Source organism: Burkholderia sp. Ax-1719 (assembly GCF_011753055.1).
In the GTDB taxonomy this organism is placed as follows: Bacteria; Pseudomonadota; Gammaproteobacteria; order Burkholderiales; family Burkholderiaceae; genus Paraburkholderia.
In genome coordinates, this window is the sequence record NZ_VWWJ01000005.1 from 275,383 (window position 1) to 292,089 (window position 16,707).

Sequence of the window (16,707 nt, forward strand, 5' to 3'; positions counted from 1 at the left end):
CTACAGGGATAGCGTCGCCTGGCTTCGGCTCGTATGCAAACCAGGACTGACACCAGGGAGGTGGGCGAGAGCGGGATTTAAACCGTCCTGCCGCTTACGTGCGCAAGTCGGGCGGCGGCGTCGGTCGCACCCATGCCGTTGGCGACGTCGAACGCCGTGTTGCCCGAACCGTCCTGCGCGCGCGGATTTGCGCCGCGCGAAAGCAGTTGATCGACGATATCGACGCGATTGAACATGGCCGCGATCATCAACGCCGTGCGGCCGTCGGGCGACGCGCCTTCCACATCGGCGCCATTGTCGAGCAGCGCGCTGATCACTTCCGCATAACCCTTGAAGGCCGCGCCCGCGAGCGGCGTCTGGCCGTTGTCGTTGCGCAGGTCGGGGTCCGCGCCGCGCTGGACCAGCGCGCGCACCGCATTGGCGTGACCGTGGTAGCTCGCCAGCATGACGAGGCTATCGCCTTTTTCATTGCGCAGATTGGGCGGCAGGCCCTGGTCGATCAGCGAGGCCAGCGTGGCCGCTTCGCCGCGACGTGCGGTATCGAACACTTCTCGCGCGAAATCGATGAGGCGCGGGTCGAGATCGTCGCTGGGCGGCAGGTGTGCGGTCACGGCAGGCTCCTTTTGCTTGGCGCGCGTTAAGGCGTGGGTCCATTGTGGCCCAATTGTGCGGTTGCTGCGCGCTGGCGCCAGCGCAATGAAAAACGGCGCTGCGTGGCCAGGCACGCAGCGCCGCTTCGACCAACCGGACGGGCTGTCCAGTTAGCAGATCACGATCAAGGTACGAGCCAGAGCGCCACCGCATAAATCACCAGCGACACCGCAAAAGTCACGGCGGTATAGCCCATCACGCGCTGGATGCGGATGCCCGCGATGGCGACGATCGGCACGGCCCAGAACGGCTGCAGCATGTTCGAGACGTTCTCGGCCATCGCCACGCCCATGGCGGTGCGCGGCACCGAGGCGTGAAGGCTCAGCGCGGCGGGCAGTACGAACGGCCCTTGCACGGCCCAGTGGCCGCCGGCGCTCGGCACCAGCAGCGTGATGATCAGCGAGCTCAGATAGCTCCAGATCGGCAGCGTGACGGGCGTGGCGATCGTCACGAACGCCTTGGCGATCATCGATGCGAGACCCGTGCCCTTCATGATGCCCATGATGCCGCCGTAGACGGGATACTGCAGCAGCATCGAGCCGGTCTGGCGCGCGGCGCGGCGGATCGCGTTGGCGTAGGCGATGGGCGTGCGCTGCAGGGCGAGGCCGATCAGCAGGAAGATCAGGATCGTGGTGTTGATGTCGAGATCGAAGCCTTTTTCGCTCCATTCCATCGCCAGATAGCCCGCGCCCAGCACGATCAGCAACAGCGTGCCGATCATCGACTGTTCGAGCCGCGTGGCGAACGACGGCGTGTCGCTCACGCGCGCGTGCGGGTCGTCGCTGGGGGCGTTGTCTTCGCTTTCGGCAGCCTGGTTGAAGGCCACCACGTCTTCGGCCTTCGGATGCATGCGGATGAAGATGAAGGTCATCACGACCACCACCAGCACCGTCGGCACGAACACGAACGGCGCGAACACCGTCTGCGCCAGCGGCACGACCTGACCGGTGGCCTTTTCGACCAGATTCAGCGCATTGCCGTGCGATGCCTGCGACAGCGCGATCGAGCTGGACAGACCGCTATTGCAGATCGACCACGCCGAATAGCTGCCCGCGACCAGCCACGCGAAATCCACCTTCACGCGCCGCGCAATTTCACGCGAGAGCAGCGCGCCGACGATCAGACCGAGCCCCCAGTTGAGCCACGCCGCAATGGCGACGACCGGAAACACCAGCAGCGCGGCGCGCGTCGGCGTCTGCGCATGGGCGGCGAGGGCGCGCAGACCGCGTTGCACGATCGGCGCTTCGGCGATGGCATAGCCGGTCGCGAGAATCAGGATCATCTGCAACGCAAAGCCGAGGATGCCGAAGGTGCCGGTGTACCACGCGTCCAGCAGCGTCGGCACATTGCCGTGCGGCGCGATCACGAGCGCGAGCACGGCGACGAAAGCGGTGAGGCAGATCGACAGGACGAAGGGATCGGGCATGACCCGTTCGAACACGTAGACGAGGGCGGCGACCACGCCGCGCCCCTTGGCGGATTGCGCTTGCGCGCGGGGAGTGTTGTCTCTTTTCATGCTGTTATTGCTCACGCAGCGTGTGGCGGCTTGCTGCCGTCCGTGGCTGTTTGCTGGCCGGTGCGGTCAGGATCGGCGTGCGTGTGCGGTGGGCCCGTCCCCATGCGGCCGTGCGGCCGAACTGGCAGATGGCTGGTTGAGCGGGCTGGCAGTCGGTCTTCGAGCGTGGTGGTCGGGATGCCGTGCGGCGCTCCTCCATTGCACGAGGCGTTATGCCCCGGCACAGCGGGTTTGTATGCGCCTCACGCGGCAAGCTGAAAACACTGCGCGAGACGGCCAGGCCCGTTCTTGTTGTTTTAAAGTTCGATATATGAACATCGTTTCGTTTATCGAACCGGCCAATAGTCGCCTTATGCGGTGTGAATGTCAAGCCGGCGAGGGGTGCACGCGTGCGCATGCGGCGAATTCACGTCAGATCGCCGTGAATTCGTGGTGAATTGAATGCTAATTGAAAGGAATGCGGGGCGGCGAGCGCGCCGGGGACATCAAGGCAGCGGTCCCGCAACCTGGCGCGCGGGACCGTGAAGGCAGGGAGAAACGTGGAATCAGGCGTTGCGGTTGTCGTTCTTGTCGTCGTCCGCTTCGTCTTCTTCGCCGTCTTCATCCTCTTCGTCGTATTCGTCGTCATCCTCGTAGGCGTTACTGCCCAGCAGGAATTCGTCGACGAGCGGCGCGAGCACGCGCGCATGCACATTCGCCAGGTCGTGGCCGCCGCCGTTCACCACGTCGAGTTCCGAATTCGGCAGGAGTTCGAGCAGGCGCTCGCCCACTGCTAGCGGGCTGATCGGATCTTCGTCGCCCCACAGCAGCATCACCGGCTGCTGGATATAGGCGAGTTCGCCCGTGAGGTCTTCGCGCAGCGTCAGGAACCAGTCCGGCAAGTGCGGGTTCTTCGCGGCGAAATCCGCGCGCCAGTCCTGTGCGCCGAGTGCCTCGGTGTCGAGTCCGCCCGAGGTCACGGCCAGCACGATGTGCGTGACGAGCGCCGTCTTGGCGAGCGCCGCGCGCAGCGCGATCACGCCACCCATCGACTGTGCGATCAGTGCGGTTGGCTGGTCGATCTGCTGCACGATCTTGCGCACGAGGTCTTCGAAATGCTCGACGTCGGGATCGGCGGGCACGTCGCCGAAGCCGGGATACGCAGCGAAGCGGCGCGTGGCCGGATGCGTGAGCTGGTCCGCGAGCGGTTGCCAGAACGCCGGGTCGCCCGAAGCGCCGGGCAGGAAGAGGAGTTGGGTCGGTGCGTGCAAGATGGTTCGCCGGGAGCGCGCAGATTCGCGGGGCGCAGCGCAGTGTCGGCAGCTGCGCGGAACCTGCGCGGGGTTGTGGGAGAGTCGGTGAAACGGCTTGTGTTACGGATCGCGAAAAGCGTAGCGAACGATCTTAGCATGCTGCCTGCGCGCTATCTCCACGGCCTTGCCGCGCGGGCCGCCGCGTAGGGGACGGTACAATGTGCCGCGGCCAGCAGGCCGCTTCGTCGCAGCCTCAATGCGACGCCGCTTATTTCCCGATCGAAGACCATGCAAAAAAAGCCGGCCAAAGGCACGACAGGTACGTCCACCACGTCCACCACGTCGTTACCCGCCTACGAACAGATCAAGCGCCACGTTCTGGCGCAAATCGAGAGCGGCGCGCTCAAGGCCGGCGATGTCGTGCCTTCCGAAACGGAGATGGTCAAGGAATTCGGCGTGGCGCGCATGACCGTATCGCGCGCGCTGCGTGAATTGATGGCCGATGGCGTGCTCAACCGCGTGCGCGGGTCGGGCACGTACGTCGCGCCGCGTCAGTACGAATCGACCGTCCTGCAGATCCGCAATATCGCCGATGAAATCGCCGCGCGCGGCCACCGCCACGCGGCGCGCGTGCTGGCGCTCGAAGCCAGCGACGATGAAAGCGCCATCGCCGCGCTCGAACTCGACGCCGGCCCGGTGTTCCATTCGCGCATCGTGCACAGCGAGGAGGGCGAGCCGATCCAGTACGAAGATCGCTACGTGAACCCTGACGTGTTTCCCGATTATCTGGAACAGGACTTCACGGTCGAAACGCCCAATCACTACATGGTGCGTCTCGCACCGATCCAGCGCGCGGAGTTCCGCATCTACGCGCAAAAACCCGATGCGCGGGTGCGCCAGTATCTGGAGATGGAGATTGGCGAGCCGTGTCTGTTGCTGTTGCGGCGCACCTGGGTCGGGCGGCATGTGGCGACGTCCGTGCGCCTCTGGCATCCCGCTTCGCGCTTCCATCTGGCCGGCACGGTCTGATTTCCCCCCTCTGCGCGTTCGTCTTCTTGTCTAGTCAATGAGCGCCGCCTCTGGCGCTCGATCCCCCTCTTTTTGCTGAAATTACCCCGCAAAATCGCCAGGGTAACTACCTACGTTCGTTTTATTGAAACGAGTTGTATATACAACTTAACGGCGATAGACTAGCTCTCACTTCACCGCGATCCCAGGCAGCCCGGTCGCGCCAGAACTTCCATCCCGAGACGAACGAACGCCATGAACCATCCCAACTTCACCGATCCCCGCCTCGACCCGTCCCGCACGATCCGCGCGCCGCGCGGCAGCGAGAAGGTCTGCAAGACCTGGCTGGCCGAAGCCGCATACCGCATGATCCAGAATAATCTGGACCCGGAAGTGGCTGAGCATCCGCACGCACTGGTCGTCTATGGCGGCATCGGCCGCGCCGCGCGCAACTGGGAATGCTTCGACCAGATCCTCGCGTCGCTCAAGGATCTGAACGAGGACGAGACGCTGCTGATCCAGTCGGGCAAGCCGGTGGGCGTGTTCCGCACGCATGCGGACGCGCCGCGCGTGCTGCTGGCGAATTCGAATCTCGTGCCGCACTGGGCCACGTGGGAACACTTCCACGAACTCGACCGCAAGGGCCTCATGATGTACGGCCAGATGACGGCGGGCAGCTGGATCTACATCGGCTCGCAGGGCATCGTTCAGGGTACCTACGAAACGTTCTTCTCGGTGGCGAACCAGCATTTCAACGGCGATCCGAAGGGCCGCTGGATTCTCACGGGCGGCCTTGGCGGCATGGGCGGCGCACAGCCGCTGGCTGCGACGATGGCGGGCTTCTCGATGATCGCGGTCGAATGCGACGAGACGCGCATCGACTTCCGTCTGAAGACGCGCTACGTGGACCGCAAGGCGAAGACCATCGACGAGGCGCTCGCCATCGTCGAAGAAGCGAAGCAGACCGGTAAGCCGGTTTCCGTGGGCCTGCTGGGCAATGCGGCCGACGTGTTCGCGGAATGCGTCGCACGCGGCATCACGCCGGACTGCGTGACGGATCAGACCAGCGCGCACGATCCGATCAACGGTTATCTGCCGCAAGGCTGGAGCGTCGAGCAATGGCGCGAAGCGCAGAAGGTTGCGCCCGAAACCATCGTCAAGGTCGCCAAGCAGTCGATGGCGAACCAGGTGAGGGCGATGCTCACGCTGCAGGAACGCGGCGCGGCTACGCTCGACTACGGCAACAATATCCGCCAGATGGCCCTGGAAATGGGCGTGGAAAACGCCTTCGATTTCCCGGGCTTCGTGCCCGCGTATATCCGTCCGCTGTTCTGCGAAGGCAAGGGTCCGTTCCGCTGGGTCGCGCTCTCGGGCGATCCCGAAGATATCTACAAGACCGATGCGAAGGTCAAGGAGCTGATTCCGGACGATCCGCACCTGCACAACTGGCTCGACATGGCGCGCGAACGCATCGCGTTCCAGGGCCTGCCGGCGCGTATCTGCTGGGTGGGCGTGAAGGATCGCTATCGTCTGGGCCAGGCGTTCAACGAAATGGTCAAGAACGGCGAACTGAAGGCACCGATCGTGATTGGCCGCGATCACCTCGACACGGGTTCGGTCGCCAGCCCGAACCGCGAAACCGAATCGATGAAGGACGGCTCGGACGCCGTGAGCGACTGGCCGCTGCTCAACGCGCTGCTCAACACGGCGGGCGGTGCATCGTGGGTCTCGCTGCATCACGGCGGCGGTGTGGGCATGGGCTTCTCGCAGCACTCGGGCGTTGTGATCGTCGCTGATGGCACGCAGGCTGCGCATGAGCGTCTGGGCCGCGTGCTGCACAACGATCCGGCCACCGGCGTCATGCGCCACGCCGATGCCGGCTACGAACTCGCGCAGCAGACCGCGCGTGAAGCGGGCCTCAATCTGCCGATGCTGGGCCGATGAGCCGCACGCCCGCCCAGCAAGTGGAAGACGCCGCGCCGCTCACGCTGCTGCGCGGCGCTGACCTGGTGGCGTCGCCGTGGAAAAACGGCGGCGGCGTCACGCGGGAGATCGCCATAAGCGGTCCGCTGGAAGCGTTCGCGTGGCGCGTGAGCGTCGCCGATGTCGCTCAGGCCGGGCCGTTTTCGCGTTTCGAAGGCGTTGCGCGTACGCTCGTGCTGCTCGAAGGTGCGGGCATGGTGCTCGATGAAACCGGCGCTCACGCACGCACGCATTCACTGGAGAAGGTGCTGGACGTCGCGCGTTTCGACGGCGAAGCGCCGATCTCCGCACGCCTGATCGACGGTCCCACACGCGACTTCAATCTGATGGTGCGCCGTGACGTTGCGCGCGCAACGTTCGATGTTTGGCGTGAAGCTGGGCTGCGCGATGTGGAAGCCGAAACCGTACTGCTTTACTGCGCGCTTGGCGTGGCGAATGTGAGCGTGAATGGCGGCGACCGCGTCGCGCTGGCGGTCGGCGACACCTTGCGCATCGACACGAAAAATACGGCGCGCAGCGTGCGGATCGATGCAGAAGGCGAGGGCGCATTGTTCGCCATCGCACTGGAGTCCATCAAGCCATGAATCAGACTGTCTGGCATCACCTGAATCTATGCGCGCAGGGCGAACCGCGCGACACTATCGAAAACGCAGCAATTGCCGTGGAAAACGGCGCGATTGCGTGGATGGGCGCGGCTTCGGCGCTACCGCCGCAATTCGCGCAATGGCCGCGCGAAGACCTGCAGGGCGCGTGGGTGACGCCCGGCCTCGTCGATTGCCATACGCATCTCGTCTACGGCGGCCAGCGCGCGGATGAATTCGCGCAACGTCTGGCCGGCGTGAGCTATGAAGAGATCGCGCGCAATGGCGGCGGCATCGTCTCGACGGTACGCGCCACGCGCGCCGCGAGCGAAGCGTCGCTGTTCGCGCAATCGGCGGCGCGTCTCGAACCGCTGCTCGCCGAAGGCGTGACGGCGGTGGAAATCAAATCGGGCTACGGCCTCGAACTCGATGCGGAGCGCAAGATGCTGCGCGTCGCGCGCCAGCTGGGCGAGCGCTACGCGGTCACGGTGCGCACGACGTTCCTCGGCGCGCATGCCTTGCCGCCCGAATACGCAGGACGCGCCGATGCCTATATCGATGAAGTCTGCGAACGCATGCTGCCCGCGCTGGCCGATGAAGGACTCGTGGATGCGGTTGACGTGTTCTGCGAGCGCATCGGCTTTTCGCTCGCACAGAGCGAGCGGGTATTCGAAGCCGCCGCGCGCCGCAATCTGCCGGTCAAGATGCACGCGGAGCAACTCTCGAATAGCGGCGGCGCGGCGCTGGCGGCGCGATACAAGGCGCTCTCATCCGATCACCTTGAATTTCTCGACGAAGCCGGCGTGGCTGCGATGAAGGACGCGGGCAGCGTCGCCGTGCTGCTGCCGGGCGCGTACTACTTCATCCGCGAAACACAGCTGCCGCCGCTCGATCTGCTGCGCCGCTACGAAGTGCCGATTGCAATTTCGACGGACAGCAATCCGGGCACGTCGCCCGCCACGTCGCTGCTGCTCATGATGAACATGGCATGCACGCTGTTCCGCATGACGGTGCCCGAAGTGCTGCAAGGCGTCACGCAGCACGCGGCACGTGCTTTCGGCGATGCGCAGCATCACGGCACGCTGGCCGTGGGCCGTCCCGCCGATTTCGCGGTATGGGAGGTGCAGTCGCTCGCCGAACTCGCTTACTGGATTGGGCGGCCGCTTTGCACGCGCGTCGTGCGCGGCGGCAAGACCGTCTTCAATCGTCCCTTGACCGCATGAATCACGTCACGAACATGAATGCTTCTACCCGCGCGCTGTTCGCAGCCCAGGCCTGGTTGCCGCAAGGCTGGCGGCGCAACGTGCTGCTCGAATGGGATAGCGCGGGCACGCTGCTGCGCGTGCAGGCCGATATGGACGCCGCGCCTGCGGGTGTCCCGCACGCGGCGGGTCCGGTTTTGCCTGGGATGCCGAATCTTCATTCGCATGCCTTCCAGCGTGCGATGGCGGGCCTGACGGAATACCGCGCGAATCCCACCGATAGCTTCTGGAGCTGGCGCGACCTGATGTATCGCTTCGCCGCGCGCATCACGCCCGACGATCTGGGCGCGGTCGCACGCTGGCTCTATGTGGAAATGCTGAAAGCGGGCTACACCTCGGTCTGCGAATTCCATTACGTGCATCACGCGCATGATGGGCAGCGTTACGCCGATCCGGCTGAGCTGGCGCAACGCGTTGTCGATGCCGCGAGCGAGACCGGCGTCGGCATGACGATGCTGCCGGTGCTGTATCAGTACAGCGGCTTTGGCGCGCGTGCGCCGCGCGACGACCAGCGCCGCTTCATCAATACGCCCGAGCAATTGCTGGGCATCGTGGAAGGCCTGCGTGGCGCGCGGCCCGAGCATGGCGCATTGCGCTACGGCGTTGCGCCGCATTCGCTGCGGGCGGTGTCGCAAGCGTCGTTGCGGGAACTGCTGGGCGGGCTCGACGCGATGTCGCCTGGCGCGCCCGTGCATATCCATATCGCCGAACAAACCGCCGAAGTCGATGCCTGCGTCGAGACAGAAGGCGCGCGGCCGGTGCAATGGCTGCTCGATCGCTTCGATGTGGATACGCGCTGGTGTCTCGTCCACGCCACGCACGTCGATGATCAGGAAACCCAGGCATTGGCGCGCAGCGGTGCGGTCGCGGGACTGTGCCTCACCACCGAAGCCAATCTGGGCGACGGTATCTTCCCGGCGCATGACTATCTCGCGGCGAATGGTGCGTTTGGGGTCGGCTCGGACAGCCATATTGGCGTGGATTGGCGTGCGGAGTTGCGCCTGCTCGAATATGGCCAGCGTCTTGTGCGCCGCGAACGCAACGTGCTGGCCGCGCCGCAGCAGGCCAACGTCGCGGACCGGTTGTTCGGCGCCGCGCTGGCGGGCGGCGCGCGCGCGACGGGCAGGCAGGTGGGCGCACTGGAAGCAGGCGCACGCGCCGACTGGATCGTGCTCGATCCGCAACATCCTGATCTCGCGGAAAAGACGCCACAAAGCTGGCTCTCGTCAGTTGTGTTCTGTGAACACGGCGAAACGCCGGTGCTCGACGTCTACACGGGCGGCGAGAAAGTCGTCGAAGACCGTCGCCATCGCGACGAAGCGCGTTTGTACGCGGACTATCGCGCGGCGCTCGCGCGCCTGCTGGCCGATGCCTGAATAACGAACGGACCGACTCATGACCGATCTCTACACTCTCGAGCGCGGCGATGCGCCGCTTGTTATTTCGATTCCGCATCTGGGCACGGCAATTCCCGAAGCGCTGCGCAGCCAGTACACCGACGTCGCGCTGACGGTCGCCGATACTGACTGGCATCTCGACCGCCTCTACGCGTTTGCGCAGTCGCTGGGCGCGACCATTCTGGGCGCGCGCGTTTCGCGCTATGTGATCGACCTGAACCGGCCGCCCAACGACGAAAGTCTCTATCCGGGCCAGACGACTACGTCGCTATGCCCAACAGAGACGTTTCGCGGCGAGCCGATTTATCGGCCAGGCTGCGAGCCCGACGCGGCGGAGCGCCAGCGTCGCGTCGAAGCGTACTGGCAGCCGTATCACCAGACGCTGCGCGCGGAATTGCAGCGTCTGCGCAGCCGCCATGCGAATGTATTGCTGTGGGAAGCGCATTCGATCGCCAGCGTGCTGCCGCGACTGTTCGACGACAAGCTGCCGGACCTGAATATCGGCACCCAGGAGGGGCGCACGACGCACGCAACGGTGCAGGTGCGCGCCGAACAGGCCGCCGCCAATAGCACCTATACGTGGGTCGCCAACGGTCGTTTCAAGGGCGGTTACATTACGCGCCACTTCGGCGCGCCGCAAGACGGGGTGCATGCCATCCAGCTTGAAATGTGCCAGTCGACTTATATGAATGAACACGCGCCGTTCGACTATGCACCGGCGCTGGCTGAGCGCGTCGAGCCTGTGCTGCGCAAGATGGTGGTTGGTGCACTGGAAGCGATTCAGGCGCTCAATAGCGCTGCCTGATATCTTCGCGTTATCAGTAATCCGAAATAAAAGGCTCTGGATTCGTCGTCCAGAGCCTTTCTTGTTTAGAAGCGATGCACGATGCCAACCTGCACGCCGCGTGCATTGGCGCCGGGATACGCAAGCGGTAAGCCCGCGTTAGCCGCGCCCGCGAGCGTGTAGGCCGCCTGGTTACGATTGCGCAGGAAGGACAGCGCGCCGTACAGGTTCGTGGTCTTGGACACATCGTATTCGTACATCAGGCCCAACTGGTCCGCGTTATTGCCCTGCGAGGTTCGGTCGCGCAGCATCGCGTAGCCGAACGCGAGCGTGCTGGTTGCGTTGAACTGGTATTTGACCGAAAGCCCCGATGTATAAGCGTTGAGCGCGAGATCGGGCCATTTCATGTCCGAATAGCCGCCGAATAATGTCGCCCGGCCGATTGCGTAGGAAACGCCGGCCATGATCGTGCGATTGGTCGCGCTGCCGTCGCTGTCCTTGAGCCATTGGCCGGCCACGAATGCGTTGAAGGGGCCGTTTTCGTAGGTCACGTCGAACTGCTGACTGGAGCCTGCCGCGCGCAAACCGCCCGCGTTGCCAAAGCCCAGATAGACACCGGCCTGCAAGCCCGCGAATTCGGGTGTCACGTAAGAGAGGGTGTTGCTGGTGCGAAAGGAGAATACCGTGAGGTTGTCCATGCCCGAGGCCTGGGTGACGCCGCCGAAGGCGTCCTGGCCGCCCTGATCGTTGAACAGCGGCGAATTCTGTCTGCCTGCGCGCACCTGTCCCCAGTCACCCGAGAGACCCACCCACGCCTGGCGGTCGAACAGCGAGCCGCTCGTGGCGAGTGTGCCGTCGGTTGGATTGAAGCCGTTTTCGAGGTCGAACGAAAGCGTCTGGCCGCCGCCCAGATCTTCCTTGCCCTTCAGGCCGAAGCGGCTGCCCCATTGACCGCTGGAGCCCAGCGCCGCGGTATAGCCGTTGCCGGTGTTGACGTACTGTGCGAATTCGTCGATGAGGCCGTAGAACGTGACGCCGTCCTGAGCATGAGCAGTCTGGGTGAGAAGTGCGAGAGCGGTAGCGCCGAGGGATACAGTCTTTTTCATTATCAGTACAACTATTTATTGAAAATAAAAGAATAAGCGCGCGGGTCGTTAGACTCGCGCGGGTGGACTGCAAAGAGGGGAAAACCGGAGAGGGCGCTCTTTGAAAGCGCCCGGGCGTCAATCGCGCTCGACCGGCAGAATCAGGCGATCCGGCATGGTTTGCGGGGCGCGCCGCATGGTGACGTAGTAGATTACGCCGGGGACGATGAGGCCGAGAATCCAGGAGATATCGGTGCCGCCCAGCGCATCTACGAATGGGCCCGTATAAAAGCTCGTGGAAATAAACGGCATCTGTACGAGTACGCCTAGCACGTAGATCCCGATGGCCTTTGCATTCCAGCGGCCATAACGGCCATCAGGATCGGAAAGCGCGGGCACGTCATAGCGCGACTGCGTAAAGCAGTAGTAGTCGACCAGATTGATCGCGCTCCACGGCGTGAAAAACGCCAGCAGGAACAGGATGAATGCGGTGAATTCCTTGAGGAAGGAATGACGCCCAGTCAGCGCCACGAGCGTCGACAAACCCACCATACCGATGATGTAGATAAAACGGTGGCGCGTGGAGATCGCGCGCTTCGCACGGAACGCGCTCACGACCGTGGCCATCGACATGAAGCTGCCGTAAGCGTTGAGCGTGGTGACGGTCAGTTTGCCAAAAGCGATGCTGAAATACAGCATCGCCGCGACCGCGCCGCTTGCCCCGAGGCCGACGATATACGCCACTTCGTGATGGGCGAATTCATGTCCGGCGAGCGCGGCGGCGAACACGCCGAACACCATCGACGCCTGCGCGCCAAGCACCGAGCCCAGCCCCACCGCAAGGAAGGTTTTTGCGGGCGAGGTCGAGCGCGGCAGATAGCGCGAATAGTCCGCCACATAAGGGCCAAATGCGATCTGCCACGAAGCCGAAAGCGACATGGAAAGCAGGAAACTCGCGATCGTGAAGTGGCGGTTGGCAAGCAGCGCGCCGATGTCGTGATGGGCGAACAGTTGCGCAAACATGTAGCAGAACGCCAGCACGCCAATCACGCTGGCGATGCGGCCCACGAAGTGGATCGAGCGATAGCCGAGAATCGTCAGCACGACGATCAGCGCGGCAAACAGGCAGATGCCGGTCGTATCGGAAACCGACAGCAATTGCGCCGTGGCCTGGCCCGCGAGGACGGTGCCGCTCGCCGAAAAGCCCACGTACATGAGGCAGACCAGCGCGATAGGGATGGCCGCGCCATAGACACCGAATTGCACCCGGCTGGAGATCATCTGCGGCAGGCCGAGCTGTGGGCCTTGCGCGCCGTGCAGCGCCATGACCGCGCCGCCAATAAGTTGTCCAATCAACAGCGCGACGAGCGACCAGAACACGTCGCCGCCCAGCACGACGGCGAGCGCGCCCGTGATGATCGCGGTGACCTGAAGATTGGCGGAGAGCCAGAGCGTGAACTGGCTGAAGAGGCTGCCGTGGCGTTCCGCATCGGGAATATAGTCGATCGAGCGGGATTCCAGCAGCTTGCGGCCTTCCGGCTCAAGCTTGACGAGGGATTCAGGAATGGCCACGTGCGGCTCCGGGAGGTGGAAAGGGTGATGGCGCCCGTGCAGGCGAGCGCCGAGATCCTTGGATCATGTTGTATAGACAACTTATGCGAAATAGGGGATTACCCGTGCGCACGACGACGTGCAGTCGCATTGTGCGCCGGGTTTCGCATCGGAAAAAAATGAATGTGAACGAGGGCTTAATCCTGCTGCTACAGCAACCACTCGATGGGAAGAATCGAAAAGAACCAGACCGCGAGGCGTGTGCTCCAGCGCGAGTTCGGTTCTGTGTCGTAGCGCGTGGTGCCGTCCGCGGTTTGGCGGACCCAGTAGAGCGAGCCGTTCGAGTCGAGCTTCGCCTGATACGCGAGTTGCGGAACCTGGTTCCAGAACGCCGATTCGATGCGTCCAGCGAGCACGGGGCTTTCGATTACGAGACCCAGCTCCGTATTCAGGTTGGCGGAGCGCGGATCAAAATTGAGGGAGCCGACAAATACGCGCTGGCCATCCACCGCGAAAGTCTTCGCATGAAGGCTCGAACCGGAACTGCCGAACACGCCCGGTGCCTGTTCCTTGCTCGCGCTAGAACCCGCGGCGCGGCGCAACTCGAACAGTTCCACGCCGCCTTTGAGCAGCGCTTTGCGTCTGCGCGCATAGCCTGAATGCACGGGCAGCACATCGGTTGCTTCCAGCGAGTTCGTCAGCACGCGTACCGTGACGCCATTCGCGGCGAGTTGCGTGAAGTACTGCGTGCCCACCTCGCCAGGCACGAAATAAGGCGAAACCAGATCGAGTTCGCGCTTCGGCTCGCCGAGGATGTCGCGCAACTGGTTGAGCACCAGCGATTCCGGCGCGGCCTTGCCTTGCGCTTTCGCAGGATCGTCGCTGACGAGACGCGTCGAAGCCCATTCGAGCGGCAGCGTGCCGTCCAGCAGGCGGCGTACATCGGTCTTTTCCTGCAGCGCCGCAATGAACGCCGTCGCGGCGGGATTGGTCTGCACGGCCTGCGCAGCGCGATCGAGCGCTTCGATTTGCGACGGTTGGGGTGCTGGCAGGATTTCATGGGCCGGCCATGCCGACGCACTGGACCAGTAACGGTCGAAATCGTGCGCGACGTCGCTGGCGGCGGGGCCGATGGCCAGCACATCGAGATCGGCAAAGACAACGCCTTCCGTCGCGCCAAAATACTCGTCGCCGATATTGCGGCCGCCGAGGATCGTTGCGATGCCATCGGCGGTCAGCGACTTGTTGTGCATGCGCCGATTAAGGCGGGAAAAATCGGTAAGGAATCCGATTGATTTGGGTTGGCGCACGGCGAAGGGATTGAACAGCCGCACCTGGATGTTCGGATGCGAATCGAGTGCTGCGAGCGTAGGGTCGAGCGAAGAGGGAATGCCGTTGTCGTCGAGCAGGAGCCGTACGCGCACGCCGCGATCGGCGGCTTCGCGCAGCGCTTCGAGCAGCAGCGTGCCGGTGAGGTCGTTGCGCCAGATGTAGTACTGCACGTCGAGCGTGCGTTGTGCCGTACGCACGAGATCGACGCGCGCAGCGAAGGCCTCCAGCGGTTTGGCGAGTGGATCGATGCCGCTCAGGCCGGGATGCGCTGCGAGCGCGCCATCGGCGGCGTTGCCGAGCGGCGTGGTTTGTGCCTCGGTCGCGCCGAGGGCGGTCGACGTCGTGCGAACGCCCGGTGAGGGAAGCTGGCAGGCCGCGAGCATGAGCGTGAGCATCAGCGCGCAAAGCGGCGCCCGCGTTCGGGTGTGCCTGGCAACCGGAGGGAAGGGCGTACTTTGCATGGAGCGTCCGCGCGAAGGTTGGCGTTAGCTTACGCGAATGCCCAAGGCGCCTGCGCGAGCGTGTGCGCGTCGTTCGTCCCCAATGAAATACACTAGTTCTTTCGCGCGGGCCGTTCACCGCGCCGTGCTTCGACTAGTCCAACCGATACCGTCATGACACGATTCAACTGGAACAACCCCTATCCCACGCCGCGTTTGCCGGTGTTCGCCCGTAACGTCGTCTCGACCTCCCATCCACTCGCGGCCCAGGCGGGCTTGCGCATGCTCTGGCAAGGCGGTAATGCCGTCGATGCCGCCATCGCGGCGGCAGCGGCCATCACCGTGGTCGAGCCGGTTTCGTGCGGGCTGGGCGGCGACGCTTTCGCGCTGGTCTGGGATGGCGAGCGTTTGCACGGCCTGAACGCGTCGGGCACTGCGCCGGCAGCCTGGAATCCCGACTATTTCCGCCGCAAGCATGGCGAAGAACACGGTTTGGCCAGACAGCCCAAACGCGGCTGGGACTCGGTGACGGTGCCCGGCGTGATCGCCGGTTGGGAAGCGCTGCACGCGAAGTTCGGCTCGCTGCCGTTCGCGGATCTGATGGCCCCCGCCATCGACATCGCCGAGCGTGGTTATGCCGTGGCCAGCATCGTCGCGCGCAAGTGGCAGGCTGCGGTGCCTGAGCTGCACAATCAGCCCGGCTTTGCGGAAACCTTCATGCCGCGTGGTCGCGCGCCTGAGGTGAGCGAGCACGTGCGCCTGCCGGGCCATGCGGCCACCCTGCGACGGCTTGCACAACTCGGCCCGCGAGCCTTTTACGAAGGCGAAATCGCGGAACGTATCGCGGCGTTCGCGCGCGAAGGCGGCGCGGCACTCACGCTCGACGATCTGCGCGACTATCGCGCGGAGTGGGTCGAGCCGATTTCAAAGAACTATCGCGGCTACCGGGTGCACGAGATTCCGCCCAACGGCCAGGGCATCGCCGCGCTCATCGCGCTTGGCATTCTGGAGCAATTCGATTTGGCATCGCTGCCGTGCGACGGCATCGAATCGCAGCATCTGCAGATCGAGGCGATGAAACTCGCGTTCGCCGATGTCTATCGCTATGTTTCCGATCGGAAATCGATGGAAATCACGCCCGAGCAGATGCTCGACGACGCCTATCTGAAGTCGCGCGCAAAGCTGATCGACCCGAAGCGCGCTTCGCAATTCGACTTCGGCATGCCGCGCTCCGGTGGCACGATTTACCTCTCGGCCGCCGACGAGCGCGGCATGATGGTGAGCTTCATCCAGTCGAACTACATGGGTTTCGGCTCGGGCGTGGTCGTGCCGGGCACGGGCATCGCCATGCAGAATCGCGGCTGCGGCTTTTCGATGGATCCCGCATCGCCGAATGTGGTCGAAGGCGGCAAGCGCCCGTTCCATACGATCATTCCCGCTTTCCTGACGCAGCAGGTGAATGGTCGCGACGAAGCGGTGATGAGCTTTGGCGTGATGGGCGGCGATATGCAGCCGCAAGGGCATGTGCAAACTGTGGTGCGCATGCTCGATTACGGCCAGCAGCCGCAGGCCGCCTGCGATGCGCCGCGCTGGAAGGTCAACCGTGATTTCACGCTCGATATCGAATCGACTTTCGATCCGCACACGGCCCAGGCGCTTGAAGCGCGAGGCCATGAAATCAAGGGTATCGATGATCCGTACATGGACTTTGGCTCGGGCCAGTTCATCTGGAAACTCGATCGCGACGATCCGGAACGCGGTTACGTGGCGGCCAGCGATACACGACGCGATGGCCTGGCCGCGGGGTTCTGACGGGCAAACTTCAGCATTCGATTTTTCCTGGTCCGGTAGACTGAACGTCATGCAGAGCAGTGCTATATTTGCC

The 16,707-nt window shown here is 63.9% G+C and carries 13 protein-coding genes; 7 read left to right on the forward strand and 6 right to left on the reverse strand.

Translation table 11 applies throughout. The features are described from left to right. Nucleotides 1-77: 77 nt before the first annotated feature. The 3 genes from F3J17_RS12800 to F3J17_RS12810 all read right to left on the reverse strand — a co-directional run bounded on the left by F3J17_RS12800 (nt 78) and on the right by F3J17_RS12810 (nt 3,417). A complete protein-coding gene (locus F3J17_RS12800) occupies nt 78-611 on the reverse strand; it encodes an ankyrin repeat domain-containing protein (RefSeq protein WP_167058476.1) in 534 nt (177 codons plus the stop codon). 164 nt (nt 612-775) lie between these two features. Beyond that, on the reverse strand, nt 776-2,167 hold the full coding sequence (locus tag F3J17_RS12805; RefSeq protein WP_167058479.1) for a TIGR00366 family protein: 1,392 nt from the start codon (nt 2,165-2,167) through the stop codon (nt 776-778). Nucleotides 2,168-2,712: 545 nt separating this feature from the next. After that, nucleotides 2,713-3,417, reverse strand: a complete 705-nt coding sequence (locus tag F3J17_RS12810; RefSeq protein ID WP_167058481.1) for an alpha/beta hydrolase — start codon at nt 3,415-3,417, stop codon at nt 2,713-2,715. 270 nt (nt 3,418-3,687) lie between these two features. Here F3J17_RS12810 and hutC point away from each other — a divergent pair, with 270 nt between their 5' ends. From hutC to hutG, 6 genes are all read left to right on the forward strand, one after another. After that, entirely contained in the window at nt 3,688-4,428 is a 741-nt protein-coding gene (gene hutC, locus F3J17_RS12815) for a histidine utilization repressor (protein WP_167058484.1), read from the forward strand. Between the two features lie 234 nt (nt 4,429-4,662). Continuing rightward, the gene (gene hutU, locus F3J17_RS12820) at nt 4,663-6,351 is read left to right on the forward strand and encodes a urocanate hydratase (RefSeq protein ID WP_167058487.1); all 1,689 of its coding nucleotides are present in this window, start codon (nt 4,663-4,665) and stop codon (nt 6,349-6,351) included. Then, the gene (locus tag F3J17_RS12825; RefSeq protein ID WP_167058489.1) at nt 6,348-6,974 is read left to right on the forward strand and encodes a HutD family protein; all 627 of its coding nucleotides are present in this window, start codon (nt 6,348-6,350) and stop codon (nt 6,972-6,974) included. The genes hutU and F3J17_RS12825 overlap by 4 nt, the downstream gene beginning before the upstream one ends. Continuing rightward, nucleotides 6,971-8,194, forward strand: coding sequence for an imidazolonepropionase (gene hutI, locus F3J17_RS12830; protein WP_167058492.1), 1,224 nt, complete (start codon nt 6,971-6,973; stop codon nt 8,192-8,194). Before F3J17_RS12825 ends, hutI begins: the two co-directional genes overlap by 4 nt. A 14-nt stretch (nt 8,195-8,208) precedes the next feature. Next, complete coding sequence (locus F3J17_RS12835; RefSeq protein ID WP_167058495.1) at nt 8,209-9,609, forward strand: formimidoylglutamate deiminase; 1,401 nt, start codon at nt 8,209-8,211, stop codon at nt 9,607-9,609. A gap of 19 nt (nt 9,610-9,628) precedes the next feature. Continuing rightward, the gene (hutG, locus tag F3J17_RS12840; RefSeq protein WP_167058498.1) at nt 9,629-10,435 is read left to right on the forward strand and encodes an N-formylglutamate deformylase; all 807 of its coding nucleotides are present in this window, start codon (nt 9,629-9,631) and stop codon (nt 10,433-10,435) included. A 65-nt stretch (nt 10,436-10,500) separates the two neighbouring features. On the opposite strand, the gene F3J17_RS12845 is transcribed toward hutG, so the two are convergent. The 3 genes from F3J17_RS12845 to F3J17_RS12855 all read right to left on the reverse strand — a co-directional run bounded on the left by F3J17_RS12845 (nt 10,501) and on the right by F3J17_RS12855 (nt 14,777). Continuing rightward, a complete protein-coding gene (locus F3J17_RS12845; protein WP_167058501.1) occupies nt 10,501-11,520 on the reverse strand; it encodes a porin in 1,020 nt (339 codons plus the stop codon). Nucleotides 11,521-11,637: 117 nt separating this feature from the next. Continuing rightward, a complete protein-coding gene (locus F3J17_RS12850) occupies nt 11,638-13,023 on the reverse strand; it encodes a cytosine permease (RefSeq protein WP_167058829.1) in 1,386 nt (461 codons plus the stop codon). A gap of 236 nt (nt 13,024-13,259) precedes the next feature. Further along, nucleotides 13,260-14,777 (reverse strand): phospholipase D family protein, encoded by a 1,518-nt coding sequence (locus tag F3J17_RS12855; protein ID WP_240160964.1) that lies wholly within the window; start codon nt 14,775-14,777, stop codon nt 13,260-13,262. 219 nt (nt 14,778-14,996) lie between these two features. Here F3J17_RS12855 and F3J17_RS12860 point away from each other — a divergent pair, with 219 nt between their 5' ends. After that, on the forward strand, nt 14,997-16,634 hold the full coding sequence (locus F3J17_RS12860) for a gamma-glutamyltransferase family protein (protein ID WP_167058507.1): 1,638 nt from the start codon (nt 14,997-14,999) through the stop codon (nt 16,632-16,634). The last annotated feature ends 73 nt before the right edge of the window (nt 16,635-16,707 follow it).

Excerpts from the sequence above, each read along its gene's own strand:
- F3J17_RS12805 (WP_167058479.1), bottom strand. The coding sequence starts at position 2,167 with ATGAAAAGAGACAACACTCCCCGCGCGCAAGCGCAATCCGCCAAGGGG.
- hutC (WP_167058484.1), top strand. The coding sequence starts at position 3,688 with ATGCAAAAAAAGCCGGCCAAAGGCACGACAGGTACGTCCACCACGTCC.
- hutU (WP_167058487.1), top strand. The coding sequence starts at position 4,663 with ATGAACCATCCCAACTTCACCGATCCCCGCCTCGACCCGTCCCGCACG.
- F3J17_RS12825 (WP_167058489.1), top strand. The coding sequence starts at position 6,348 with ATGAGCCGCACGCCCGCCCAGCAAGTGGAAGACGCCGCGCCGCTCACG.
- hutI (WP_167058492.1), top strand. The coding sequence starts at position 6,971 with ATGAATCAGACTGTCTGGCATCACCTGAATCTATGCGCGCAGGGCGAA.
- F3J17_RS12835 (WP_167058495.1), top strand. The coding sequence starts at position 8,209 with ATGAATGCTTCTACCCGCGCGCTGTTCGCAGCCCAGGCCTGGTTGCCG.
- hutG (WP_167058498.1), top strand. The coding sequence starts at position 9,629 with ATGACCGATCTCTACACTCTCGAGCGCGGCGATGCGCCGCTTGTTATT.
- F3J17_RS12845 (WP_167058501.1), bottom strand. The coding sequence starts at position 11,520 with ATGAAAAAGACTGTATCCCTCGGCGCTACCGCTCTCGCACTTCTCACC.
- F3J17_RS12855 (WP_240160964.1), bottom strand. The coding sequence starts at position 14,777 with ATGCTCACGCTCATGCTCGCGGCCTGCCAGCTTCCCTCACCGGGCGTT.
- F3J17_RS12860 (WP_167058507.1), top strand. The coding sequence starts at position 14,997 with ATGACACGATTCAACTGGAACAACCCCTATCCCACGCCGCGTTTGCCG.